The sequence below is a fragment of the Streptacidiphilus rugosus AM-16 genome, assembly GCF_000744655.1.
Lineage (GTDB): Bacteria > Actinomycetota > Actinomycetes > Streptomycetales > Streptomycetaceae > Streptacidiphilus > Streptacidiphilus rugosus.
The window spans coordinates 2,461,838-2,485,262 of sequence record NZ_JQMJ01000004.1; the positions used below are offsets into that span (position 1 = coordinate 2,461,838).

Here is a 23,425-nt window from a genome sequence, read left to right on the forward strand (position 1 = left end):
GCAGAGCACACCGAGACCCCGCCGCCGAGTCCGCCGCCCGCCCGCAGATCAGGCCGGCCACCGGCGCCCAGCACGCGCGCATCCACGGGGTCGGCGGCTACCGTCCGACCCGGGTCATCCCCAACTCCGAGGTCCTGAACTGGATCGAGTCCTCGGACGAGTGGATCCGGACCCGCAGCGGCATCACCGAGCGCCGCTGGGCCGGCCCGGAGGAGACCGTCGCGGAGATGTCGGTCCAGGCCGCCAGCAAGGCGCTCGCCATGGCCGGGATCTCCGCCGACCAGGTCGGCGGCGTCATCGTCGCGACGGTGTCCCACCTGAAGCAGACGCCCGCCATCGCCACCGAGATCGCCGACCGGCTGGGCTGCGGCACCGCGCCCGCCTTCGACATCTCGGCCGCCTGCGCCGGCTTCGGCTACGGCCTGTCGCTGGCCGACGGCATGATCCGCGGCGGCAGCGCCGAGTACGTGATCGTGATCGGCGTCGAGCGCCTCTCCGACCTCACCGACATCCACGACCGCTCCACCGCCTTCATCTTCGGCGACGGCGCGGGCGCGGCCGTGGTGGGCCCCTCCGACTCCCCGGGCATCGGCAAGGTGATCTGGGGCTCGGACGGCTCGCAGGCGGACGTCATCAGCCAGACCGCCGCGTGGGACACCGCGTTCGCCAAGCCCGACGCCGTCAACGGCGCGGGCGAGGAGACCAAGTGGCCGGCGCTCCGGATGGAGGGCCAGACGGTCTTCCGCTGGGCCGTCTGGGACATGGCGAAGGCCGCCCAGCAGGCCCTGGACGCCGCCGGGATCACCGCCGACCAGCTCGGCGCGTTCATCCCGCACCAGGCGAACATGCGCATCATCGATGCCATGATCAAGGCGTTGAAGCTGCCCGAGTCGGTCCCGGTGGCCCGCGACATCGCGGAGACCGGGAACACCTCGGCGGCCTCCATCCCGCTGGCCATGGAGCGCATGCTCCAGTCCGGCGAGGCGAAGAGCGGGGATCTCGCGCTCATCATCGGCTTCGGGGCGGGTCTCGTCTACGCAGCCGCAGTCGTTACCCTCCCGTAGGTACAACCGTTCATCACTAGAAGGAGCCATCATGGCCACCAAGGACGAGGTCCTCTCCGGTCTCGCAGAGATCGTCAACGAGATCGCCGGGATCCCGGCCGAGGACGTCGAGCTCGACAAGTCGTTCACCGATGACCTGGACGTCGACTCGCTGTCCATGGTCGAGGTCGTCGTCGCCGCCGAGGAGCGCTTCGACGTGAAGATCCCCGACGACGAGGTCAAGAACCTCAAGACGGTCGGCGACGCGGTGGACTACATCCTCGCCAACTCCTGAGCCTGCCGGCTCACTTCGGGGGGTGCCGCCGCAGGCGGCGGCACCCTTCGGCGCCTCAAGGCGCCTCTCTCGGCGCCCAGCACTTCTGAACCACCGGACTTCCCCCTTCCAGGAGACAGAGCAGTGACCAGCGACAACCGCACCGTGGTCGTCACCGGGATCGGCGCCTTCACGCCGCTCGGCGCCGACGCCACCTCCACCTGGGAGGGCCTGATCGCGGGCCGCTCCGGCGTCTCGCAGCTCGAGGACGAGTGGGCCACGGACCTTCCGGTCCGTATCGCCGCCCGCACCGCCGTCGACCCCGGCGAGGTCCTCCCCCGTCCGCTCGCCCGCAAGCTCGACCGCTCGGCGCAGTTCGCCGTGATCGCGGCGCGCGAGGCGTGGGCCGACGCGGGCTTCACCACCCCGGCCACCGAGGAGGGTTCCGCGGTCGCCCCCGAGCGTCTGGGCGCGGTCGTCGCCTCCGGCATCGGCGGCGTGACCACCCTGCTCGACCAGTACGACGTGCTGAAGGAGAAGGGCGTCCGCCGCGTCTCCCCGCACACCGTGCCGATGCTCATGCCGAACAGCCCCGCCGCCAACGTCGGCCTGGAGGTCGGCGCGCGGGCGGGCGTGCACACCCCCGTCAGCGCGTGCGCGTCGGGCGCGGAGGCCATCGGCTACGCGATCGAGATGATCCGCACCGGCCGCGCCGACGTCGTCGTCGCCGGCGGCACGGAGGCGGCGATCCACCCGCTGCCGATCGTCGCCTTCGCGAACATGATGGCGATGTCCAAGAACAACGACCACCCGCAGGAGGCCTCGCGCCCCTACGACAAGGCGCGTGACGGCTTCGTCCTCGGCGAGGGCGCGGGCGTCGTGGTGCTGGAGTCCGCGGAGCACGCCGCCGCGCGCGGGGCGAAGGTCTACTGCGAGGCGGTCGGCCAGGGGCTCTCCTCCGACGCCCACCACATCGCCCAGCCGGAGCCGACGGGCGCGGGCGTGGCCCGCGCGATCCAGCACCTGCTGGACGCGACGGAGCTGGACCCGGCCGAGGTCGTGCACGTCAACGCGCACGCGACGTCGACCCCGCAGGGCGACACGGCCGAGGTCAAGGCGCTGCGCCGAGTCCTGGGCGACCACCTGGACCACATCGCGATCTCGGCGACCAAGTCCATGACCGGCCACCTGCTGGGCGGCGCGGGCGGCATCGAGACCGTGGCGACGGTCCTCGCCCTGCACCACCGGCTGGCGCCGCCGACGATCAACGTCGACGACCTCGACCCGGAGATCGACGCCGACATCGTCACCGGCGACGCCCGCGCCCTCCCCGAGGGCCGCATCGCCGCCCTGAACAACTCCTTCGGCTTCGGCGGCCACAACGTCGTCCTGGCCTTCCGCACCGTCTAGCAGCCCGCTTCGCGACGGCGACGTAGTTGCAACGCAGAAGGGGCGCGGGGCTCCGCCGATATGCGCCTCCGGCGCGTGGGCTCCGCCGATATGCGCCTCCGGCGCGTGGGCTCCGCCGATATGCGCCTCCGGCGCGTGGGCTCCGCCGATATGCGCCTCCGGCGCGTGGGCGCGACAAGCCAAGCTGCGCTTCCCGACGGCGAGGTAGTTGCAACTTCTAGGGGCGCGGGGCTCCGCCGATATGCGCCTCCGGCGCGTGGGCGCGACGAGCCAAGCTGCGCTTCCCGACGGCGAGGTAGTTGCAACTTCTAGGGGCGCGGGGAACTGAGCGACAAGCCACCCTGTGTGGTGAGTCGCCCAGCGAGCAGGGCCATCCGCACAGGGTGGTCGCTCGCGCAGTTCCCCGCGCCCCTTGGGCATTGCAGCTGAGCCGCCGTCAGCATATTCTCGGTTTTGAGCGAGTGCTTAAAACCAGGGGACGGCGGGGGATGGCCACAGCCGAGACGCGGGAAGCCCTGATCGAGGGTGCGATCAGCACCCTGCGGGAGAAGGGGCATGCGCATGCCAGCGCGCGGGAGATCGCGGGGCGGGCGGGGTGCAATCAGGCGCTGATCTTCTATCACTTCGGTTCCGTCGAGCGTCTGCTGCTCGCCGCCCTCGACCGCGTCGCCGAGTCCCGGCGGGAGCGGTACCAGGCGCTGGTCGACGGGAGCCGGAGTCTCAAGGAGCTCGTCACCACCGCGCGGGCCGTCTTCGAGGAGGATCTCGACCACGGGCACGTAGCCGTGCTGGTGGAGATGATCGCCGCCGCGCAGAGCGACAGCGAACTGCGGCCCGAGGTGGCCGCACGGCTGCGGCCCTGGCGCGGGTTCGCCGCGGACGCGCTGCGGGGGACGCCGGCCGCACGGCTCGGCCCGCCGGACGAGCTGGCGCACGGCGTCGTCGCGCTCTACCTCGGGCTCGAACTGCTCGCCAATCTCGACGAGGACCGCGCGCCCGCGCTCGCGCTCTTCGACCGCGCCGCATCGATCGCCAGGCTGCTCGACTTCTTCAAGCCACGGAGGACGTCATGAACGCACCGGAGAACACGCGCAGTTGGCCGTGGTTCCTGGCCTGGGCCGCCGTCGGGGCGGGCGGGGCCACCGCGCTGCTGACCGTGCTGACGATCGGGGTCTACGTCGGCCTGCTGACGCTCGCCGCCCTCGCTCTGCTGGGCCGGACCCCGCGGTCGCACCCCGGCATACCCGGCGTGTTCGCCGGGGGCGGGCTCCTGCCGCTGGTGATCGCCTGGCTGAACCGCGGCGGGCCGGGGAACGTCTGCGACGCGCACGGCTGCACGGAGGAGTGGAGCCCCTGGCCCTGGCTCGCCGTCGGCGCCGTCCTGATCGTCGCCGGAACGACGATCTGGGTCCGGTGGGGAAGGAACTCCCCCACCGGGCCCAGTCGGAACTGATCCCTACCTCGGCGCCTCAGCGCCTCGGCGCGTCAGTGCTTCTTGGCGAAACCCGCCCAGTCGCCCCACAGGAACGAGTCCAGGTAGGCGGCGGTCGGCGAGCCGACACCCGTGGCGTTGTCGAAGCCGGGGGTGGCCTGCAGCGAGGTGTCCTCGCCGAAGGCGATCAGGCGGACCCGCAGGGAGCCGCCGATCACACCGAAGTCCGCGACGTTGCTCAGCGGGGCCTGGTGGCGCATCGCCTGCTTGTTGACGACGTCGCGGAAGAGGCCGAGCTGCGAGCGCAGGTAGATCTCCGGGTTCGCGAAGCCGATCGCGGAGCCCTGGGCCTGGATCGCGTCCGCCTGGACCGCGGAGAACTCCGGCGCCGAGACGCTGGTGCCGCCCACGCCGCCCTCGCTGTACACGCCGCCGCTGGTCTGGCCGACCAGGACAGAGGTGTACAGGTCGCCGTTCATGGCGACGTCGGGGGTGACGCGCTGCGCGGTCTTGCTGTGCGCGCCGGTCATCAGCGTGTGCGACAGCGAGCCAGGGACGGTGCCCATCTGGTACCACGGCTGGGCGAAGTCCTCGCTGGTGCCGCCGCCGCCGCCGAAGTAGAAGTAGCCCGGGTTCGGGTTCCAGGACGTGCCGTCGGCCGAGAGGGCCGAGCGGAGGTTGCCCATGGAGGTCTCGAAGCCGTACCGGCCCTTCGCGTCGGCCAGGCCGAGGGCCGTGCCGCCGACGTCGGTGACGTACGGGTCGGAGGACGGGTACCCGGTCTGCGCACGCGAGGTGTCCGACTGGCAGTTGACGCCCGTCGCCGCGGCGGCCGGCGACTCGTCGCCGCAGTCGCCGGAGGAGAAGTCGAAGCCGATGCCCTCGGCCGCACCCTGCAGGAAGATCTGCTCGTAGGCCTGGATCTGCGTCTGCGTCATGTCACCGGCGTCCGTGGTGTGCATGATCTCGCTCCAGGAGTTGGAGACGACATCCGCCAGGTGCTGGTCGACGATGGTGGACAGCGAGGCCATCAGGTCCGCGTCGTTGCAGGAGTTCGCGCCGACGTAGACGACCTTGGCGTCGGGGGCGAGCCCGTGCACCATCTCGACGTCCAGCGACTCCTCGCCCGCCCAGCCGTCCGCGCCGCCGCAGGCGTCCTGCGCCGTCCACTTGGACGGGTCGACGAGCTCGCTGTACTGGCCGGGGCGGAACGCCTTGTCACCGTGGGCGGTGGCGAAGGTGTTCGCGTCCGAGAGCATGGTCGGCGAGCCGTAGGCGTCGACGATGGCGACGGTCGCGCCCTTGCCGGTGAGGCCCGAGGCGGTGATGCCGTAGGCCTTGCGCAGCTGGGAAGGGACGAAGGAGCACTGGTCGAAGGGGACCGCGCCAGGGACGTAACCGGCCGGAGCGCCGGTCGCCGTCTTCTCGCCCCAGTAGTTGGAGCAGGTCGCGACCTGCGGCAGGCCGTCGCCCGGCTTGGTGCCGGTGCCCGTCGCGGTGTTGCGGACCTTGACCGACTGCGGGCGGGCGCCCTGGCCGATCGTGGAGGTGACGCCGGTGACGCCGATGACCGAGCTCGCCACGGAGGCGGGGACGACCAGGTTGCCGGCCGGGGCGTGCACCAGCTTGCCGCCGACGCGGTACTGGTGGACGGTCGTGCCGAAGGCGTGCCCGATCGCGGCGCTGGTGCCCCGGACCGTGACGGCGTGCTGGGTGGTGCTGACGACGGTCAGACCGGCGCCGCGCAGCCACGCCTGGACACCGGCGATCTGCGCGTCCGTCGCGCCGAAGCGGGCGCGGAACTGGGCCGGGGTGAGGAACTTGCGGTACTCCGGGCTGGTCCGGTCGGAGACGGCCTTGGCGTAGGCGGCGAGTCCGGCCGGGTCCTGGCCCTGCAGGTAGACAGTGGCCGAGAGCTGCGTCGCCGCGGCGAGGCTGCCCTGGTCGGCGTTGTTCGTCGCCCAGGCCGGGTGGCTGCCTGCGACAGCCTTGGCGGCGGGGGCGGGCGCGTGGGCCTGAGAGGGCGCGGCCAGGGCCAGCGAGCCGGAGGCCAGCGCCAGCGAGGCCGCGGCGACAGTGGCTATCCGGCCGCGGCGGGCGCGGGAGGTGTGGTTCGTGATGACGACTCCAAGGTGAAGGTCCGTCAGGGCAGAGGGAGCGGCAACAGACGACAGCTGTTCGAGCGCTCTGGGTCTGATGTGTACACGGGCTGCGTTTTGTGGCGCAAGGGTCGTCAGGGGGAAGATTCGGCGGCTGACACCACCAGGAGTGGATACAGCGTCAGTTTTCAGAAGGCGCTTTCTGATTGTCCGACAAATGAACAATCTGCTACAGATACCGGACGCAAGCGGACGCACGACGACAGGACATCCGAGGCATACCCGGACAAGAGAACCCTCATGACGGGGCCGGAATCAGGCGCAGTTGAGCGGCGCAACCAAGTGCGCTCGCGCCCCCCGATCGGGGGCCCCCGACCGGTGGGAATTTCCCTTCGTGCCCGAAGCCAGGGCGGAATCGACCGTTCAGACCACCTGGTGCAGCCAGCGCACCGGCGCGCCGTCGCCGGCATGGCGGAAGGGCTCGAGCTCGTCGTCCCACGGCTTGCCGAGCAGGCGGCAGATCTCCGACTCCAGCTCGCCCTCGCCCAGGCGCGCGCGCAGCAGCGCGGCGCGGAGCCGGTCCTCGGGAATCATGATGTCGCCGTGGACGCCCGTCACGGCGTGGAAGATGCCGAGCTCCGGCGTGCTGCTGAAACGCTCGCCCTCGGCGCCGGTGATCGGCTCGGCGGTCACCTCGAAGCGCAGCAGATGCCAGCCGCGCAGTCCGGACGCGAGCCGCGAGGCGGTGTCGGGCGCGCCCTGCCAGGAGAGCTCGGCACGCCAGGTGCCGGGCGCGATGGGCTGACGGATCCAGTCCAGGCTCACGCGCTGGCCGAGCACGCCGGCCACGGCCCACTCGACGTGCGGGCAGAGTGCGCGCGGCGCGGAGTGCACATACAGAACTCCACGAGTCGTCACCGGACCTCCATTGTGGGCGAGGGACGCCTTCCCCAGCGGTCTCGTGCCACGTCCTGCAGGTACGTCTGATGACGGTATGTCCGGTATTTCTGTTATGGGCTGACGACTACCCATATCGCCTTGCGATAAACCACGGTGGGCCGCCTCGCACCGGACCGGTCGCCCACCACCGGGCGTGACCCCGGGGAGAAACGGTACCGCCGAACCCGGCCGCATGGGCCCGAGTCCGGCGGAACCACCCGGACGGCACAAGCCGGCCCGCCCGGGTGGTGATTGTCATGCTGACCGACAGTCGGACCAGCCGACCGCCCGTCCCGCTCAGCCGATGCGGACCAGCATCTTTCCGGTGTTCGCACCGCGCAGCATGCCGAGGAACGCGTCCACCGCGTGGTCGAAGCCGTCGACCACGGTCTCCTCGAAGCGGAGCCGGCCGTCCCGCAGCCAGCCGCCGACCTCGGCGACGAACTCCGGCTGCAGGTCGTAGTGGTCGGCGACCAGCATGCCGGTCAGGCTGAGCCGCTTGCCGATCGTCATCGCCAGGTTGCGCGGGGCCGCCGGCGGGGTGGTGTCGTTGTACTGGGCGATGGCGCCGCAGAGCACCGCGCGGCCGTGCAGCCGAAGCGCGCCGATCGCGGCCTCCAGGTGCTCGCCGCCGACGTTGTCGAAGTAGACGTCGATGCCCTCGGGCGCGGCCTTGGCCAGCTGCCCCGCGATGTCGCCGTTCTTGTAGTTGAAGGCGGCGTCGTAGCCGAACTCCTCGACCAGCCGACGGACCTTCTCGTCCGAGCCGGCGCTGCCGACGACCAGCGAGGCGCCGCGCAGCTTGGCCACCTGTCCGACGACGCTGCCCACCGCGCCGGCCGCGCCGGAGACGAAGACGACGTCGCCCTCCTGGAACCGGCCGACCCGCAGCAGGCCCGCATAGGCGGTCAGACCCGGCATGCCGAGGACGCCGAGGTAGGCCTGGAGCGGCGCGACCGAGCCGTCGACCTTGACCGCGTGCTGGGCCGGGACGTCGGCGTACTCGCGCCAGCCGAGCCCGTGCAGGACCGCGTCGCCGACCTCGAAGCCCTCGGCGGCGGAGGCGACGACCCGGCCGACCGCGCCGCCCTCCATGGCCCGGCCCAGCTGGAACGGCGGAGCATAGGACTTCACGTCGTTCATGCGCCCCCTCATGTAGGGGTCCACGCTCAGGTACTCGTTGCGGACCAGGATCCGGCCAGGCGCGGGGGCGCCGACGGGGGTCTCGACCAGTGCGAAGTCGGCGGCGGTGGGCCAGCCCTGCGGGCGGGCGGCCAGCTGCCACTCGCGGCCGGTGGCGGGGAGGGTCGGGGTCGGCTCAGTCATGGCGATTCTCTTTCGGCCTGAAACGTTGACTACCTCAAGCAACGGTGCGGGAAAAGGTTCAGCATGTCAAATATTCAGGTACCCTCGAAGCATGCACCCGCACACCCAGCCGTCCGAAACCGCCACCGACGCCGCCACCGTCGACCCGGTAGACCCCGCCGAGGACGGCGGAGACCCGCTCACCCAGGAGGTCGTCGAGCTGATGGCCGCCCTGGTCGGGGTCTTCCACAAGGAGTACGACGTGGCCGCCGCGGCACGTTCGCTCACCGGCGCCCAGGCCAAGGTGCTGGCCCTGCTCCGGCGCGGCCCGCTGCCCATGCGGCAGATCGCCCAGACGCTCGCCTGCGAGCCCTCCAACATCACCGGCATCGTCGACCGGCTGGAGGGACGCGGTCTGGTCGAGCGCCAGGCCGACCCCGAGGACCGCAGGGTCAAGCTCGTCGTCGCCACCGAGCCGGGCCGATCGGCCGCCGCCGAGCTGCGCGCGTCGCTGGGCTTCGCCCGTGAGCCGCTGGCCGCCCTCGACTCCGAGGAGCGGGCCCAGCTCCGCGATCTACTGCGGCGCATGCTGGTTCAGGCCCGGCATCAGGACTGATCACACTCCTGAAGGATGGAACCCCGCGCGCACGGGCAGCGTCTCACCAGCTATGCTGCGGCGAGCGGCCCAAATACAGGGCCGCTCGTGCTGATGTACGACTGGCGCGTCACAACGGGGCTGTAGCTCAGCCGGTTAGAGCAGGGGACTCATAATCCCTTGGTCGTGGGTTCGAGTCCCACCGGCCCCACTGAGTTCGACCTGGCAGTACGTTAGCGAAAAGGCTCCGCGGTGCATGCACCGCGGAGCCTTTTTCACCCAAAAGGAGCCGGCTCGCTCGAACGACGACGAGCGGCACCGAACGGTGCGTCACCTCAGCCGCGCAGCGCCGCCTCCACCCTGGCCATGGCGTCCTCCGCCGCCTCGGGGTCGGTGCGCAGGAACCCGTGGCCGCAGCCCGGATAGGCGACGAACACGTGCCGGTCACCGGCCTCGGCCAGCGCCGCGGCGATCTGCCGCTGCTCCCCGGGCCGGATGACGTGGTCCTCCTCCCCGACCAGGTAGAGCACCCGACCGGTGATCTTCGAGGTGCGCTCCAGGGTGGGCTCGGGACGGCTGAACGGCATCTCGGTGCCGGTGAGCCAGCCACCGTAGAAGACCGCCGCCACGGGCAGGTCGTAGGCGGTGGCGGCCAGGTAGGTGAAGTGGCCGCCGACGCTCAGTCCGAGCATTCCGGCCGGGCGCACGCCGAGTCCGCGCAGCCGCTCCAGAGCCGCGCCGGCGTCGGCGAGGACCCCCTCGCGGGTGAGCTGTGCCAGCAGTTCGAAGGCGTGGGTCCGCCCCTCGTCGTCGCGCGGGCACTCCGCGCCCGGCTCGATCCGGTGGTAGAAGTCCGGAGCCAGCGCGGTGAACCCGCGTGCCGCGAGGTCCTCGCAGACCTCCCGCACGTGGCCGTCGACCCCGAACAGCTCCATGGCGACGATCACGCCGGGGTGGTCGCCCGGCCCTTCGGGCCGGGCCAGGTACCCGCCCATCGGCGGGCCGTCGGGGACCGGGATCTCGATGCGCTCGGTGGTGATCATGTCTCGACGGTAGACCGCGGCCGGACCGGCGGACCAGACGGCGCCCATCCCGGTATCCCGAGCACCAGGCTGCCCGAACCGGGCACAGGCTCCGGGCGCTACCATGCAGCACGATTGTCCCACCAGACGACTGACACGAACTCAGAGCCCCTGGCGGGCAGACAGCTTGGGAACGAACGGGGGATTCCGACATGGCGGACCACACGGGGAGAGCCGACCGGCCGGCGGACCGGCAGCCGTCGCTGAACCTGCGCACCGACGTACCCCACTCGGCCCGGATGTACGACTACTACCTGGGCGGCAAGGACAACTTCCCGGCCGACCGGGCCGCCGCCGAACACGTGGTGAAGCTGCTCCCGACGGCCCCCGCCGGGGCGCGGGCCAACCGCAGGTTCCTCGGCAGGGCCGTCCGCTTCGCCGCCCGGGAGCTGGGCATCCGTCAGTTCCTCGACATCGGCACCGGCATCCCCTCGGCGAACAACACCCACGAGGTCGCCCAGTCGGTCGCGCCGGACGCCAGGGTGGTCTACGTCGACAACGACCCCATCGTGCTCACCCACGCCCGCGCCCTGCTGCGCGGCACGCAGGAGGGGCGCACCGCCTACCTCGACGCCGACTTCCGCGACCCGGAGAAGATCCTCGCCGCCGACGAGACCCGCGAACTGCTCGACTTCGGCAAGCCGGTCGCGCTTCTGACCGTCGCACTGCTGCACTTCGTCCCCGACAGCGACCAGCCGGGCCGCGTCCTGGCCCGGCTCGCCTCGGAACTCGCCCCGGGCAGCGTGCTGGTGCTCTCCCACATCACCGGCGACCTGCTCCCGCAGCAGGACCGCGCGGCGGGCGGCGACAGCGTGGTCCCGACCTACCGCAGTGCCGGGGTGCAGCTGGTGCCGCGCAGCCGCGCGCAGGTCGAGGCCTTCTTCAGCGGCTTCGATCTCTGCGAGCCCGGCATCGTGCCGGTCCACGAGTGGCGTCCGGACGGCGACCCGGAGGACGCGGCGCTCCCCCGGGCCCACGCGCACGCGTACGGAGCGGTCGGGCTCAAGCGCTGAGGGTCAGGCGCTGAGCGGTCCGCCCGGCACGCCTACATGCCGGGCGGAATCGACTTCGCCCGGCTGCGGACCTGGAGCCCTGTCACGATCTCGACCACGCCCATCACCAGCAGCCAGATCCCGGCGAAGACGGTCAGCACCGCGATCGAGGCGAACGGCGCGACCAGCACGACCACGCCGCCGATCGCGCTGACGACGCCCGCGAAGATCTGCCAGCCCCTGGCCGGCATGAACGGGTCGGAGATCGCCGCCATGGTGTGGGTGATGCCGCGGAAGAGCCAGCCGATGCCGATCCAGAGGGCCAGCAGCAGGATCGACTCCAGCTTGCCCCGGAAACAGAAAAGGCCCAGCAGGATCGAGAGCGTGCCGCTGATGAAGGCCATCACGCGCAGCGCGGTCGAGATATGCGTACCGAACGCCGCGACCAGCTGGAAAACGCCCGCGATCAGCAGGTAGACGCCGAACAGCACGCCCACGACGGTCAGCGTCACATGGGGCCAGACCAGCACGAAGACGCCCAGTGCCAGCGTGAGGACGCCCAGGACCAGCACGATCTGCCACGCACTGCGGGCGATCTGCTGAAGCGGGCCGGGCAGGGCTTCCCCGAGCGGGGGTTCCGAGGAGGGGTCCATGACCACCATCGTCGGAGAGAAGCGCCGCGGGCGCGCGGCGGAGAACGGCGGATGGCGCCGCGAGGAGAGGCTCCCCCAATTGGACTCGAACCAATAACCTGCCGATTAACAGTCGGCTGCTCTGCCAATTGAGCTATGGGGGATCGAACTTCGGTACTGCGGGGATCGTGCGTGGTACTGCGCTCCCCCAATTGGACTCGAACCAATAACCTGCCGATTAACAGTCGGCTGCTCTGCCAATTGAGCTATGGGGGATCGTTCGCCGCGGCCGCCCCGCCCCGGTGGACCGCGGCGGCGCTTGCTGCGGGTCATACATTAGCGCACGTGGGGGGGTGCTCCGCCAATCCATTGCGGTTCGGGGCCACGGGCCCGGGGTAGGCGCATGTGACGGGGCTCTCGCCGGCCCCCGGCGGCGTGCCGAGGAGGCGGCCCCCAGCGGCCCCGCCTAGGCTCCAGGTGAACAGCTGACGGGCAGCAGAGCCACGTAGGCAGAAGGGCGGAGGGTATGCGCAAGCTCACTTTCATCGCGGGCCTGGCCATCGGTTATGTGCTGGGCACGCGTGCGGGGCGGGAGCGGTACGAGCAACTGCGCAAGACGGCGCGCGACCTCTCGCAGACCTCCGCGGTGCAGTCCGCGACCCGGGGCGCGAAGCAGGCGGCGGGGAGCGCGGCCAACAAGGCCGGCCAGGCGGTGGCGGACCGGGTCGGCGACCGGCTGCCGAACTCGGTCACCGACCGCATCCCCTACCTGAGCAACCGGGGCGGGACGCTGGACGACTGGGACAGCCAGGGCTGACGTCCCGGCCGGACCCACCGGCGCGAACACACGCGTGGTGGTGGGTGGATGAGGCATGATCTCGGCATGGCCATCGCCGCGGGAATCGACTGCTCCGCCCAGTTCACGAAGATCGCCGTCTGCGACACCGACACCGGCGCGGTGCTGCGCGAGAGCCGCGCGCCGCACCCCGGCGTCCCCGCCGGTTCCGCACCGGCCGAGATCGATCCCCAGGCGTGGCTGCGCTCGCTCGGCGCGGCGGCCGAGGGCGGCGTACTGGAAGGCATCTCCGGCATCGGCGTCTCGGCCCAGCAGCAGGGCCTGATCGGCCTGGACGCCGGCGGCGTGCTGGTCAGGCCGGCGATGCTGCGCAACGACCCCCGCGCCGCGACCTCGGCGATCGCCCTGGTCGAGGAGCTGGGCGGCCCCGCTGCCTGGTCCCACGCGGTCGGCGCGGTCCCGCTGGCCTCCGCCACGGTCGCCAAGCTGCGCTGGCTCGCCGACCACGAGCCGCAGTCGGCGAAGCGGCTCGCCGAGGTGCTTCTCCCGCACGACTGGCTGGTGTGGCAACTGCTGGGCCAGTCCGCGCGCCGCACCACGGACCGCGGCGACGCCTCCGGCACCGGCTACTGGTCGACGGTCGAGGAGCGCTACCGCCCCGACCTCGCGGCCCTGGCCCTGGGCCACGAACTGCAGCAGTTCCCCACCGTCCTCGGTCCGGCCGAGGCCGCCGGGCACAGCCCGGAGGGCCTGCTGATCTCCGCGGGCACCGGCTCCACGATGGCCACGACGCTCGGCCTCGGCCTGGCGCCGGGCGACGCGATGGTCGCCCTCGGCAGCTCGGCGACGATCCACGCGGTGCACGAGGAGTCCCTGACGGACCCCTCGGTCGCCACCTACGCGGACGGCACCGGCCGCTACCTGGCCCAGATCGTCACCCTGAACGCCGCGCGGGTGCTCCGCGCGACGGCCCTGATGCTGGGCACGGACCTGCCCGGTCTGAGCGAGCTGGCCCTGAGGTCCACGCCCGGCGCGTACGGGCTGGTCCTGCTGCCGTTCCTGGAGGGCGAGCGCACGCCGCCGCTGCCGCACGCCGCGGGCACGTTGTCAGGGCTCCGGGTGGAGTCGATGAAGCCGGAGCACATGGCCCGCGCGGCCGTCGAGGGCATGCTGTGCGGCCTCGCCGACGCGCTGGACGCGCTGCGCGCGGCGGGCGTCCCGGTCCGCCGGGTCTTCCTCACCGGCCTGGCCGGCCGGCTCCCCGCTGTGCAGGCGGCTGCGCCGGGCATCTTCGGGGTCCCCGTCGTGGTCCCCGCCCAGGCCGAGTACGCGGCGATCGGCGCCGCCCGCCAGGTCGCCTGGGCGCTGGCGGGCACGCCCGAACCCCCGGCCTGGGAGCCTCCCACCCCGCACACCCTCCTCGACCCCACCGACGACGCCGCGGTCGGCGGCGCGGTCCGCGCCCAGTACCAGGCCACGCTGAAGCAGACCCACCCCGAACTCACCGCCTGACGCCAGCGCTGACGGCACATTGCAACCCCCAGGGGCGCGAGGAACTGCGCGACAAGCCACTGATGAGCAGGTGGTCCTCAACGTGCAGGGCCATCCGCGCAGGGTGGCTTGTCGCGCCCACGCGCCGGAGGCGCACATCGGCAGAGCCCCGCGCCCCCAGCGTGCCGCCACTGGGCCAATCAGTCCAGGTAGCCGCGGAGTTGGTCGGCGAAGGCGTGGTCGCGGAGTTTGTTCAGCGTCTTCGACTCGATCTGGCGGATGCGTTCCCGGGTGACGCCGAAGAGTCGGCCGATCTCCTCCAGCGTGCGCGGGCGGCCGTCCGCCAGGCCGTAGCGGAGCTGGACGACCTTGCGTTCGCGTTCGCCCAGCGTGTTGAGGACCGCCTCGAGATGCTCGCGCAATAGCAGGAAGGCCGCCGACTCCACCGGGGAGGCCGCGTCGCCGTCCTCGATGAGATCCCCCAGCGCGACGTCGTCCTCCTCCCCCACCGGCGCGTGCAGCGAGACCGGTTCCTGGGCCAGTCGCAGGACCTCCAGCACACGCTCCGGCGGCAGATCGAGAACCGCCGCCACATCGGCCGTGCTCGGCTCCGCGCCGCGTTCCTGGAGGAGCCGCCGCTGGACCCTGACCACCCGGTTGATCAGCTCGACCACGTGCACCGGCACCCTGATGGTGCGGGCCTGGTCCGCCAGCGCGCGGCTCATCGCCTGGCGGATCCACCACGTCGCGTACGTCGAGAACTTGTAGCCCCGCGCGTAGTCGAACTTCTCCACCGCGCGGATCAGCCCGAGATTGCCCTCCTGGACCAGGTCCAGCATGGTGAGGCCGCGGCCGACGTAGCGCTTGGCCACCGAGACGACCAGCCGCAGGTTGGCCTCGATCAGGCGGCGCTTGGCCATCCTGCCGCGCAGGATCAGCTGGTCGAGCTCGTCGGCGAGCTGGTCGTCGACGGTGTCGTGACGGAGCGCCAGGTACTCCTCGGCGAACAGGCCGGCCTCGACCCGGCGGGCGAGTTCGACCTCGTCCGCCGCCGTCAGCAGCGGAATGCGGCCGATCTCGCGCAGGTACTGGCGGAACAGGTCCGCCGAGGGTCCGCCGCTGTCGTCCAGCGAGGGCAGCGGCTCCTCCTCGACGGCTCGCAGGTCCTCACTGGTGGGGCCCTCGGGGGTGGGACCCTCGGCCGGAGGCGTCGGCGCCGGGTCCGCGTCGGCGGCGGGTGGGGAGGGGTCGCCCGCGGGGACCGGCTCCAGGGTGGGCGGTCGTGGAACGGGAACGGTCGAGGGGTAGAGGGCCGTGGCAACGTCCACGTCCATCCCTTCCGGCGCCGGAGGACGCCCCGGAGGAGGGGCCGACGCCTGCTGGGGAGCGGCGATCGGGACACGCGGCATCGGGACGCGGGGCGGTTCGTCGCCCTCCGTCCGGGAAGCCTGGGGCGCGGCGCCGCCGGGGTCGACGGGCCGCGACTGAGAGGAATCGGGCACCGAGAACCAGTGTGCGGCAGGGGCGGGGCCGCAGCAGAGACCCGTGCGGAGAGTTTCTGTGAAGGAGCGGTCACCCAGGGTGAAGAACGGCGGCCGTCAACCCTGCCGCGGACGCCCCGTCAGAGCGCTTCCGCGCCACGGGACCGCAGCGTCTGGCCGTACTGCTGCAGCATCCACAGCTCGCCCTGGACGGCCGCCAGCTGCTCGGGATCCGCGTTCGCACCCAGCCGCTGCAGCTGCCCGCGGCAGGCGGCCACCCGCCGCTCCACCGCCTGGAGCCGCAGCTTGACCAGGAACTCCCCGGCGTAGAGCGCGTCGGGGGCCCGCCGGGTGCGCACCGGCTCGACCGCGAGCTCGGTGATCAGGCCGCGCACGGCGTCGTCGGGCGCGACCTCGCGCAGCACGTCGACCCAGACGTCCGCGGCCAGCGCCCCCGCGGTGACGCCGCCGCCCGCCGTGATGGCGGCGCGCACGGCGGCGTAGGGCGGGGTGGGGAACTCCTCGGGCGCGAACGCGTCCAGCACCGGCGCGACCAGGGCGGGGAACTGCAGGGCCAGCTTGAGCAGTTCGCGTTCGACGAACTGGCCGGGGTTGCGCGGGTCGAGCCGGAACGCGGGCCGCTGCGGCGTGGCCGGCTGCGGCGCCTGCTCCTGCCGTCGCTGCTGCCCGGGGCCGCCCGACGCCTCGCGACGCGCCTCCCAGCGGGCGAGCTGGCCGACGCGACGCACCACGAACGGCTCGTCGAGGATGCCGAGCAGCCCGGCCAGCCGGACCGCGTACTCGTGCTGGATCGAGCGGTCCCTGATCCGGGCCACGATCGGCGCGGACTGCTCCAGCGCGGCGGCGCGCCCCTCGGCCGTGTCGAGGTTGTGGCTGCCGACGGCCGCCTTGATGGCGAACTCGAAGAGCGGGACCGGGTGTTCGATCAGGTTGCGGACCGCTTCGTCGCCCTCGGCGATGCGCAGCTCGCACGGGTCCATGCCGCCGGGGCTGACCGCGATGGAGGTCCGCGCGGCGAACTTCTGGTCGTCCTCGAAGGCCCGCAGCGCGGCCTTCTGGCCGGCCGCGTCGCCGTCGAAGGTGAAGACCACCTCGCCCTTCCAGGCCGAGGTGTCCATCAGCAGCCGGCGCAGGATCTTGATGTGGTCCTCGCCGAAGGCGGTGCCGCAGGTGGCCACCGCCGAGGTGACCCCGGCCAGATGACAGGCCATCACATCCGTGTAGCCCTCGACCACCACGGCCCGGCCGGACTTGGCGATCTCCTTCTTGGCAAGCTCGATCCCGTACAGCACGTGGGACTTCTTGTAGAGCGGGGTCTCCGGGGTGTTGAGGTACTTGGGCCCGTTGTCGTCCTCGCGCAGTCGACGCGCGCCGAAGCCGACGACCTCGCCGGTCAGATCCCTGATCGGCCAGATCAGCCGGGCGCGGAAGCGGTCCATCGGGCCGCGCCTGCCCTCCGAGCAGATGCCGGACAGCAGCAGTTCACGGTCGGTGTAGCCCTTGCCGCGCAGCAGCCGGGTGAGGTTCTCGAAGCCCGCGGGCGCGTAGCCGACGCCGAAGTGGGCGGCGGCCTCGCGCTCGAAGCCGCGCTCCTTGAGGAAGCGCCGGCCGATCTCGGCCTCGGGGCTGTTCAGCTGTTCCTGGAACCAGGCGGCGGCCAGCTTGTTGATCTCCAGCAGGCGCGTGCGCTCGCCCTGCTGGCGGCCGGGGACGTAGGAGCCGCCCTCGTACCGCAGCGTGATGCCGACCGAGGGGGCGAGCCGCTCCACCGTCTCCACGAAGGAGAGGTGTTCGATCTTCATCACGAAGCCGATGGTGTCGCCGCTCTCCTGGCAGCCGAAGCAGTTGTAGACGCCCTTGCTGGGGTTCACGTAGAAGGAGGCGGACTTCTCGTCGTGGAACGGGCACAGCCCCTTGAGCTGACCGCCGCCGCCGTTGGCGAGCTGGACGTACTCGCCGACGACAGCGTCGATCCGCAGCGCGGTCTTCACCGCCTGCACGTCCTCGTCCTTGATGCGTCCCGCCACGACCAGCAGTCTACGGTGGCACCAGGACAATCAGCGGACGCGTGAACCTGCCGCGGGGACTACTCCTCCAGCAGCCGCTCCAGCGGGACCGAGGGGTCGGCCAGCCGCTCGGGGTCGACCGGTCGGCGGGAGCGGACCAGGGCCTGGATCGGCGCCGTGACGTCCCACACGTTCACGTTCATGCCCGCAAGCACCCGGCCGTCGCTCGCCTGCCAGAAGGCCAGGAACTCGCGCTTGCCCGCGTCACCCCTGACCACCACCCGCTCGTAGCCGCCGGGCGCGGCGAAGCCCGAGTACTCCATGCCCAGGTCGTACTGGTCGGAGTAGAAGTAGGGCACGCGGTCGTAGACGACCTCCTGGCCCAGCATCGAGCGCGCCGCCGCCGGTCCGCCGTTCAGCGCGTTCGCCCAGTGCTCCACCCGCAGGCGGCGCTCGAAGAGCGGATGCCAGGCGCCTGCGACGTCGCCGGCCGCGAAGACGGCCGGGTCGGAGCTGCGCAGCGCCGCGTCGACGGCGATGCCGCCGCCCTCCTCGCGCGGCGCCAGCTCCAGACCGGCCTGCTCGGCCAGGGCCGTCTCCGGGGCCGCGCCGATGCCGATGAGCACCGCGTGCGCGGGGTGCTCCTGACCGTCGTCGGTGTGGGCCGCCAGCACCATGCCGTCCCGGCCCTCGATCTCGGTGACCGTGGCGCCGAAGTGGAACTTCACCCCCCGCTCCTGGTGCAGCTCGGCGAAGAACGTGCCCAGCTCAGGGCCGAGCGCGGCCTGCAACGGCGTCGACTGCGGCTCCACGACGGTGACCTCGGCCCCGTAGGCGCGCGCGGCGGCCGCCGCCTCCAGACCGATCCAGCCCGCGCCGACCACCACCAGGGTGCCGTTCTCCCTGCCCAGCGTCTGCAGCGTCGCCCGCAGCCGCTCGGAGTCCGCCACCCGGCGCAGGTAGTGGACGCCGCCCAGGTCCGCTCCGGGGATGTCCAGCTGCCGGGGCGCGGAGCCGGTCGCCAGCAGCAGCCGGTCGTAACCGATCACGCCGCCGTCCCCGCCGAGCCTGAGCTCGCGCGTGCCCCGGTCCAGGCCGACCACCGGCGAGCCGAGGTGCAGTTCCACGTCGTGGGCCGCGTACCAGGCGGAGTCGTGCACGAAGAGCTCGGACCGCTCGGTGCTCCCGGCCAGGTAGCCCTTGGAGAGCGGCGGACGCTCGTAGGGCTGGTCGCGCTCGGCGCCGAGCAGTATCACCCGCCCGGTGAAGCCCTCCGCACGCAAGGTCTCCGCCGCTTTTGCGCCGGCCAGTCCGGCCCCGACGATCGCCATCGTCGCGTGCGCGTCCGCCATGTCCTGTTCTCCTCTGTCGGCTCGCTCGGTGCTCGTCCCACTGACCCGCCGTACCGCTCGTCCCGCCGTACGCCGGACTCGCCCGCCCCGTGCCCGGGTACTCCGTGCACGGGTGCTCCTGCGAGCCTCCCGCATGGCCACCCCGAGGTGAAGAGGGCGTCGCTGATCATTCGTCACAACGAGTGCCGGGACCTCGTGAAGTGACGGATCTCAGGCGGGCCTGCCGAGGGCCCGGTATCGTGCGAGCGCCGAGGCGTCGGTCAAGGTGGCGATCTGGTCGATGACGGCGCGCAGCCGGCCCGCGTCGTCCGAGGCCTCCTCGTAGAGGGTGCGGAAGACCGGGTCGAGCCCCTCCGGCGCCGAGGCGACCAGGGCCTCGGCCAGCTCGCCGATCACCACGCGCTGCCGACGGCGCAGCAGCTCCTGGTCGTCGCGCTGCATGACGTAGCGGTCGGCCACCGCCTTGAGCACCGCGCACTCCAGCCGCACCTCGCGGGGCACGATCAGGTCCGCGCGGTAACGGGTCAGCGGACCAGGGCCGTACGCGGCGCGCGTGGCCGTCTCGGCGGCCGTGCAGAAGCGCCCGATCAGCTGGCTGGTCATGTCCTTGAGCCCGGCCCGGTCCCTGGCGGAGCCGTCGTAGCGGTGCGGCCACCACTCCTCGGCCCGCAGCCGGTCCAGCGCGTCGGCGAACTCGTCCGGCTCCGCCCCGCGCGCGTACCGGGCGGCGACCTCGCACAGCTCGGCCCGCTCGGCGCCGGAGGCCAGCGCGGTCGGGTCGAGATGGCCGGCGTGCAGGCCGTCCTCCACGTCGTGCACCGAGTAGGCGACGTCGTCGGACCAGTCCATCACCTGGGCCTCGAAACAGCGCCGGTGCGGCGGCGCGCCCTGCCGCAGCCAGGCGAAGACGGCGTGGTCGTCCTCGTAGACGCCGTACTTGTTGGGCAGTTCCGGGTGCTCGCCGCGTTGCCAGGGGTACTTGGTGGCGGCGTCCAGCGCCGCCCGGGTGAGGTTCAGACCGACGCTGATGGGCCGGCCGCCCTCCTCCACGTGCGGCACGAAGCGCTTGGGCTCCAGCCGGGTGAGGATGCGCAGGCTCTGCGCGTTGCCCTCGAAGCCGCCGCAGGCCTCCGCGGCCACGTCGAGCGCCTCCTCGCCGTTGTGGCCGAAGGGCGGGTGGCCGATGTCGTGCGCCAGGCAGGCCGTCTCGACGAGATCGGGATCGCAGCCGAAGGCCGCGCCCAGCTCCCGCCCGACCTGGGCGCACTCGAGCGAATGGGTGAGCCTGGTCCGCGGGAAGTCGCTCTCCAGCGGGGCGACGACCTGCGTCGTCCCGGCCAGCCTGCGCAGCGCGGCCGAGTGCAGCACCCGCGCCCGGTCGCGCTGGAACGCGGTGCGACCGGGACGCTTGTCGGGCTCCTCCACCCAACGCGCCTGCGCGGCGGGGCTGTAGCTGGTGACCTGCGCGGTTTCGTCCATTCCCGCCACGGTAACGCCAGGGACCGACACGACGGGGCAGGCTCGCAGTCAGCGGCTCATCCGCGGGTCGAACGGACCCGCAGCAGCCGCCGCCAGCGCGGCAGCTCGGTGCCGCAGCAGACCAGCGCGAGGAGGGTGAGCAGCACCGCGGCCCAGCGCGGGAAGAGCAGCCAGGCGGCGGCGACCGCGCCGCCGAGCTCGGCCAGGACCATGAGCACGGTGACCCATCCGGGCACCGCGACGACGGTCCCCGGCTTGTCCCCCGGCGTCTGCAGCACGGCGGGGACGCCGATCAGCAGCACGTCCACGCCGACGGCGAGGAGGATCGAGTGCGGCCAGAGCGCGATCGGCAGACCGACCCAGCCGACCAGCTCCAGCCCGGCCCGCAACGCGGACGCGTACCGCGGTTCCGCGTGGGACGCACCGCTCCCGACGCCACTGACACCGACGCCACTGCCCCCGACGGCGCCGCTCTCCGCGGTGCTGCTCTCCGCCATGCTGACTCCCCCTCGATCACGGCACTGCGTGGATGCTAGGGGCGGCTTCGGACGTCTGTCGACGGAGCGGGCGCCTGCCGCTCCTTCGGGCGCCGCCGTCAGGGTGAGGCGGTCGCCGAGGACGAGGCCGAGGGCGGCGCGGACGACGTCGCGGGGGCCGAGGGCGATCCCGCGCTCACCGCCCGGAGGTAGAGCGCCTGGGCCCGCGGGCCGAAGGCGGCCGCGTAGGAGACGTCGTCGGAGTCGCCGCCCTCCTGGTAGCCGCCTATCACTCCGAGCAGGGTTCCCAGGCCGCTCACCGGGTCGATGTCGCGCAGCAGCGGGCCGCCGCTGGTGCCGTCGGTGAAGCCGGTGCAGTCGAACTCCGACTGCGTCGCCGAATAGGCCGTCAGGGTGTTGAGGCAGGAGATCGGCCGGTCCGTGCCGCCCGGGTAGCCGATCACTCCCACGGTCACCGGTCGCGTCGCGTCGAAGGCGATCCGCTCCGCGCCGACGACGTCCTCGATCCGCGCCGCAGCGTCGCCGTCCTTGTGCACGACCAGGAAGGCGAAGTCGGAGTCAGGGTCGCTGTTCGCGGCCCAGTGCGGGTCGATCAGGATCGAGGAGGACCGCCAGACCCCGAAGGGCTGCTGTCCGTCGTGGTAGCCGGGCACGAAGAGGACCGGGGCGGCCGTGGGCGAGCCCTGGGCGGGGTCGCTCAGGCAGTGCGCCGCGGTGGCGATCACGTCGCCGCCGGGGGAGTCGACCACGCTCGCGGTGCAGTAGTGGTGGCCGAGGCCCGAGCCCTCGGGAACGAAGAGCGTGCCGATCGCCGGCAGGCCGAGGAACTCGGCGCTGTGGCCGAGAGGCACCGCGTGCTTTCCTGCCAGTGACGTCGGGACAGCGGCGGAAGGACCTGGGATACTCCGTCGTGCACCGGTTGACCCGCTTGCCCCGCTTTTGCCCGTTCCGTCGGGTCGGCCCTCGGCCACCGAGGGGCCCGCGCCCGACGCGCCCGTCCCTCCGTGAACCAGTACGAGCAGAAAACAGGCAAGGAAGGCCAGCGCTCCCACAGAGCGCGATGCTCGTCGCAGCTGTGCTCCGTTCACCCGACGGATCATAGGCAGAGCCCACCGGGACCTGTCGAGCGGCGCGACGCGCCCGACTCGGGGTTCTTCGACAGTTCTGTCACGAACGTCCAGGTAAGAGCCTCACCACACCAAGCGTCGCTAGCCTGCAAATAGCATGAAGCCGCCTGCGACGCCCACCGCCGGCGGACATCCCTGAACAGCGGGCTGTCCGTAATCCCGAAAGCGAAGAAACAAGAGATCCAGACGTGAGCCTCACCGGAACAGCGTTCTTCTATCTGCTCATCGCGGCGACGGTGGTCGCGGTGGCAGGCACCATGCTCCTGTGGGGGCTGGTCCGTGGGCCGCAGTGGCTTCGCTGGCTCAGCCGTCTGCTCATGATCGGGTTCTGCCAGCTGACCGCGATCGCGGTGGTCGCGGTCTGGATCAACAACGCCAACGGCCTCTACACCTCGTGGGCCGACCTGTTCGGCCAGCAGCAGCCCGACACCATCCCGGTCGCGAGCGCCGACGGCAAGCACGGTCTCACCTTCATCAACGACCGGGCCGGGTTCCGGCGCACCGGCTTCCACGGCGCGGCGTCCGGCATGTCCGGCGAGATGCTCGTCTGGACCCCGCCCCAGTACGACGACCCGCAGTACCGCGGCTACGACTTCCCGGTGATCATGCTGATTCCCGGCTACCCGGGCAGCCCCTGGTCCTGGATCGGCGGCGGCGACATGCCGGGCGCGCTGGAGAAGATGATGGCGAACGGCACGCTCAAGCCGTCCATAGTGGTCATCCCGAGCATCACCCCCGGCGGAGTGAACACGGACTGCACCGACGTCGGTAAGAACAAGAACGGCACCTGGGTGGGCGTCGACGTGCCCAACATGATCAAGAGCCAGTTCCGGGCCCTCAAGAACCCGCACGCCTGGGGCGTGGTCGGTTACTCCACCGGGGGCTACTGCGCGCCGAAGCTCGCGCTGGAGTACCCGGGCACCTTCGCCTCCGCCGTGGGCCTCAGCCCCGACGACTTCCGCGGCGACCCCGGCACCATCCGCGACCCGAAGGTGCGGGCCCTGGAGAACCCGCTGGCCCTCGCCCAGCGGGCGAAGAACGCCGACGTGCAGATCCTGCTGGCCACGTCCAAGAGCGACAAGTTCAGCACCCCGGCGAACTCGGAGTCGCTCCGCAAGGCCGTGAAGTGGCCGGTGCAGATGCCGCCGCCGATCGTGCTGAAGGACGGCGGCCACAACTGGAACACCTGGATGGGGCTCTATCCGGTGATCTTCCCCTGGCTGAACGACCAGCTCATGTCCCCGCAGACGGCGCCGGCCCCGACCGGCTCCCCCAGCCCCTCCACGCCCTCCCCGGTCGTGAAGGCGGCCACCACCGCCGTCGGCCTGGGCATCGAGACCACGGCCGAGAGGCGCGGCTGACGCGGGTGCGC

Annotated in this window: 21 protein-coding genes and 3 tRNA genes; 11 read left to right on the forward strand and 13 right to left on the reverse strand. The window is 72.0% G+C overall.

The genetic code is table 11. The features are described 5' to 3' along the window. The first annotated feature begins 47 nt into the window (after nt 1–47). From BS83_RS20255 to BS83_RS20275, 5 genes are all read left to right on the forward strand, one after another. On the forward strand, nt 48–1,064 hold the full coding sequence (locus BS83_RS20255; RefSeq protein WP_037609493.1) for a beta-ketoacyl-ACP synthase III: 1,017 nt from the start codon (nt 48–50) through the stop codon (nt 1,062–1,064). Between the two features lie 31 nt (nt 1,065–1,095). Then, entirely contained in the window at nt 1,096–1,338 is a 243-nt protein-coding gene (locus tag BS83_RS20260; RefSeq protein WP_408641020.1) for an acyl carrier protein, read from the forward strand. Between the two features lie 123 nt (nt 1,339–1,461). Continuing rightward, nucleotides 1,462–2,727: a beta-ketoacyl-ACP synthase II gene (gene fabF / locus BS83_RS20265; RefSeq protein ID WP_037605096.1), complete on the forward strand. Its 1,266-nt coding sequence runs from the start codon at nt 1,462–1,464 to the stop codon at nt 2,725–2,727. Between the two features lie 488 nt (nt 2,728–3,215). Continuing rightward, nucleotides 3,216–3,800, forward strand: coding sequence for a TetR/AcrR family transcriptional regulator (locus tag BS83_RS20270; protein ID WP_037605097.1), 585 nt, complete (start codon nt 3,216–3,218; stop codon nt 3,798–3,800). After that, nucleotides 3,797–4,180: a hypothetical protein gene (locus BS83_RS20275; RefSeq protein ID WP_051943438.1), complete on the forward strand. Its 384-nt coding sequence runs from the start codon at nt 3,797–3,799 to the stop codon at nt 4,178–4,180. Before BS83_RS20270 ends, BS83_RS20275 begins: the two co-directional genes overlap by 4 nt. Before the next feature lie 32 nt (nt 4,181–4,212). Here the strand turns inward: BS83_RS20275 and BS83_RS20280 are convergent, their stop codons facing one another. From BS83_RS20280 to BS83_RS20290, 3 genes are all read right to left on the reverse strand, one after another. Beyond that, nucleotides 4,213–6,483 carry a S53 family peptidase gene (locus BS83_RS20280; RefSeq protein ID WP_051943440.1) on the reverse strand — a complete coding sequence of 757 codons (2,271 nt, stop codon included), beginning with the start codon at nt 6,481–6,483 and terminating at the stop codon, nt 4,213–4,215. Nucleotides 6,484–6,681: 198 nt separating this feature from the next. Beyond that, nucleotides 6,682–7,176, reverse strand: a complete 495-nt coding sequence (locus tag BS83_RS20285) for a DUF3145 domain-containing protein (RefSeq protein ID WP_037605098.1) — start codon at nt 7,174–7,176, stop codon at nt 6,682–6,684. A gap of 318 nt (nt 7,177–7,494) precedes the next feature. Then, complete coding sequence (locus tag BS83_RS20290) at nt 7,495–8,523, reverse strand: NADP-dependent oxidoreductase (RefSeq protein WP_037605099.1); 1,029 nt, start codon at nt 8,521–8,523, stop codon at nt 7,495–7,497. A 202-nt stretch (nt 8,524–8,725) separates the two neighbouring features. Between BS83_RS20290 and BS83_RS20295 the strand changes: the two genes are divergently transcribed. Both BS83_RS20295 and BS83_RS20300 read left to right on the forward strand, forming a co-directional pair. Then, nucleotides 8,726–9,118, forward strand: a complete 393-nt coding sequence (locus BS83_RS20295; protein ID WP_051945475.1) for a MarR family winged helix-turn-helix transcriptional regulator — start codon at nt 8,726–8,728, stop codon at nt 9,116–9,118. A gap of 116 nt (nt 9,119–9,234) precedes the next feature. Next, nucleotides 9,235–9,308 (forward strand) — tRNA-Ile (locus tag BS83_RS20300). A gap of 124 nt (nt 9,309–9,432) precedes the next feature. Here the strand turns inward: BS83_RS20300 and BS83_RS20305 are convergent. Continuing rightward, a complete protein-coding gene (locus BS83_RS20305; protein ID WP_037609497.1) occupies nt 9,433–10,140 on the reverse strand; it encodes a dienelactone hydrolase family protein in 708 nt (235 codons plus the stop codon). Nucleotides 10,141–10,331: 191 nt separating this feature from the next. Between BS83_RS20305 and BS83_RS20310 the strand changes: the two genes are divergently transcribed. Then, nucleotides 10,332–11,192, forward strand: a complete 861-nt coding sequence (locus BS83_RS20310; RefSeq protein ID WP_037605100.1) for an SAM-dependent methyltransferase — start codon at nt 10,332–10,334, stop codon at nt 11,190–11,192. Nucleotides 11,193–11,224: 32 nt separating this feature from the next. On the opposite strand, the gene BS83_RS20315 is transcribed toward BS83_RS20310, so the two are convergent. The 3 genes from BS83_RS20315 to BS83_RS20325 form a co-directional block, all read right to left on the reverse strand. Beyond that, a complete protein-coding gene (locus BS83_RS20315; protein ID WP_232248432.1) occupies nt 11,225–11,824 on the reverse strand; it encodes an HdeD family acid-resistance protein in 600 nt (199 codons plus the stop codon). 70 nt (nt 11,825–11,894) lie between these two features. Beyond that, a tRNA-Asn gene (locus BS83_RS20320) sits at nt 11,895–11,967 on the reverse strand. A gap of 39 nt (nt 11,968–12,006) precedes the next feature. Further along, a tRNA-Asn gene (locus BS83_RS20325) sits at nt 12,007–12,079 on the reverse strand. Nucleotides 12,080–12,329: 250 nt separating this feature from the next. On the opposite strand from BS83_RS20325, the gene BS83_RS20330 reads away from it, so the two are divergent. Then, nucleotides 12,330–12,620, forward strand: a complete 291-nt coding sequence (locus tag BS83_RS20330) for a hypothetical protein (RefSeq protein WP_037605101.1) — start codon at nt 12,330–12,332, stop codon at nt 12,618–12,620. A gap of 66 nt (nt 12,621–12,686) precedes the next feature. Then, entirely contained in the window at nt 12,687–14,111 is a 1,425-nt protein-coding gene (locus tag BS83_RS20335; protein WP_037605102.1) for an FGGY family carbohydrate kinase, read from the forward strand. A gap of 179 nt (nt 14,112–14,290) precedes the next feature. On the opposite strand, the gene BS83_RS20340 is transcribed toward BS83_RS20335, so the two are convergent. From BS83_RS20340 to BS83_RS20365, 6 genes are all read right to left on the reverse strand, one after another. Then, nucleotides 14,291–15,499 (reverse strand): RNA polymerase sigma factor, encoded by a 1,209-nt coding sequence (locus tag BS83_RS20340; protein ID WP_408641096.1) that lies wholly within the window; start codon nt 15,497–15,499, stop codon nt 14,291–14,293. Between the two features lie 212 nt (nt 15,500–15,711). Next, complete coding sequence (gene dnaG, locus BS83_RS20345) at nt 15,712–17,619, reverse strand: DNA primase (RefSeq protein WP_084715013.1); 1,908 nt, start codon at nt 17,617–17,619, stop codon at nt 15,712–15,714. Between the two features lie 59 nt (nt 17,620–17,678). Next, nucleotides 17,679–18,950 (reverse strand): NAD(P)/FAD-dependent oxidoreductase, encoded by a 1,272-nt coding sequence (locus BS83_RS20350; protein WP_037605103.1) that lies wholly within the window; start codon nt 18,948–18,950, stop codon nt 17,679–17,681. A 210-nt stretch (nt 18,951–19,160) separates the two neighbouring features. Further along, nucleotides 19,161–20,429, reverse strand: coding sequence for a deoxyguanosinetriphosphate triphosphohydrolase (locus BS83_RS20355; protein ID WP_037605104.1), 1,269 nt, complete (start codon nt 20,427–20,429; stop codon nt 19,161–19,163). Between the two features lie 56 nt (nt 20,430–20,485). Continuing rightward, nucleotides 20,486–20,926, reverse strand: coding sequence for a hypothetical protein (locus BS83_RS20360; protein WP_232248433.1), 441 nt, complete (start codon nt 20,924–20,926; stop codon nt 20,486–20,488). Nucleotides 20,927–21,024: 98 nt separating this feature from the next. Further along, nucleotides 21,025–21,777: a trypsin-like serine peptidase gene (locus tag BS83_RS20365; RefSeq protein ID WP_051943444.1), complete on the reverse strand. Its 753-nt coding sequence runs from the start codon at nt 21,775–21,777 to the stop codon at nt 21,025–21,027. Between the two features lie 464 nt (nt 21,778–22,241). On the opposite strand from BS83_RS20365, the gene BS83_RS20370 reads away from it, so the two are divergent. Further along, entirely contained in the window at nt 22,242–23,414 is a 1,173-nt protein-coding gene (locus BS83_RS20370; RefSeq protein WP_051943446.1) for an alpha/beta hydrolase, read from the forward strand. Nucleotides 23,415–23,425 lie beyond the last annotated feature (11 nt).

Excerpts from the sequence above, each read along its gene's own strand:
- BS83_RS20260 (WP_408641020.1), top strand. The coding sequence starts at position 1,096 with ATGGCCACCAAGGACGAGGTCCTCTCCGGTCTCGCAGAGATCGTCAAC.
- BS83_RS20270 (WP_037605097.1), top strand. The coding sequence starts at position 3,216 with ATGGCCACAGCCGAGACGCGGGAAGCCCTGATCGAGGGTGCGATCAGC.
- BS83_RS20275 (WP_051943438.1), top strand. The coding sequence starts at position 3,797 with ATGAACGCACCGGAGAACACGCGCAGTTGGCCGTGGTTCCTGGCCTGG.
- BS83_RS20290 (WP_037605099.1), bottom strand. The coding sequence starts at position 8,523 with ATGACTGAGCCGACCCCGACCCTCCCCGCCACCGGCCGCGAGTGGCAG.
- BS83_RS20295 (WP_051945475.1), top strand. The coding sequence starts at position 8,726 with ATGGCCGCCCTGGTCGGGGTCTTCCACAAGGAGTACGACGTGGCCGCC.
- BS83_RS20305 (WP_037609497.1), bottom strand. The coding sequence starts at position 10,140 with ATGATCACCACCGAGCGCATCGAGATCCCGGTCCCCGACGGCCCGCCG.
- BS83_RS20310 (WP_037605100.1), top strand. The coding sequence starts at position 10,332 with ATGGCGGACCACACGGGGAGAGCCGACCGGCCGGCGGACCGGCAGCCG.
- BS83_RS20315 (WP_232248432.1), bottom strand. The coding sequence starts at position 11,824 with ATGGACCCCTCCTCGGAACCCCCGCTCGGGGAAGCCCTGCCCGGCCCG.
- BS83_RS20330 (WP_037605101.1), top strand. The coding sequence starts at position 12,330 with ATGCGCAAGCTCACTTTCATCGCGGGCCTGGCCATCGGTTATGTGCTG.
- BS83_RS20335 (WP_037605102.1), top strand. The coding sequence starts at position 12,687 with ATGGCCATCGCCGCGGGAATCGACTGCTCCGCCCAGTTCACGAAGATC.
- BS83_RS20340 (WP_408641096.1), bottom strand. The coding sequence starts at position 15,499 with ATGCCGCGTGTCCCGATCGCCGCTCCCCAGCAGGCGTCGGCCCCTCCT.
- BS83_RS20350 (WP_037605103.1), bottom strand. The coding sequence starts at position 18,950 with ATGGCGGACGCGCACGCGACGATGGCGATCGTCGGGGCCGGACTGGCC.
- BS83_RS20355 (WP_037605104.1), bottom strand. The coding sequence starts at position 20,429 with ATGGACGAAACCGCGCAGGTCACCAGCTACAGCCCCGCCGCGCAGGCG.
- BS83_RS20360 (WP_232248433.1), bottom strand. The coding sequence starts at position 20,926 with ATGGCGGAGAGCAGCACCGCGGAGAGCGGCGCCGTCGGGGGCAGTGGC.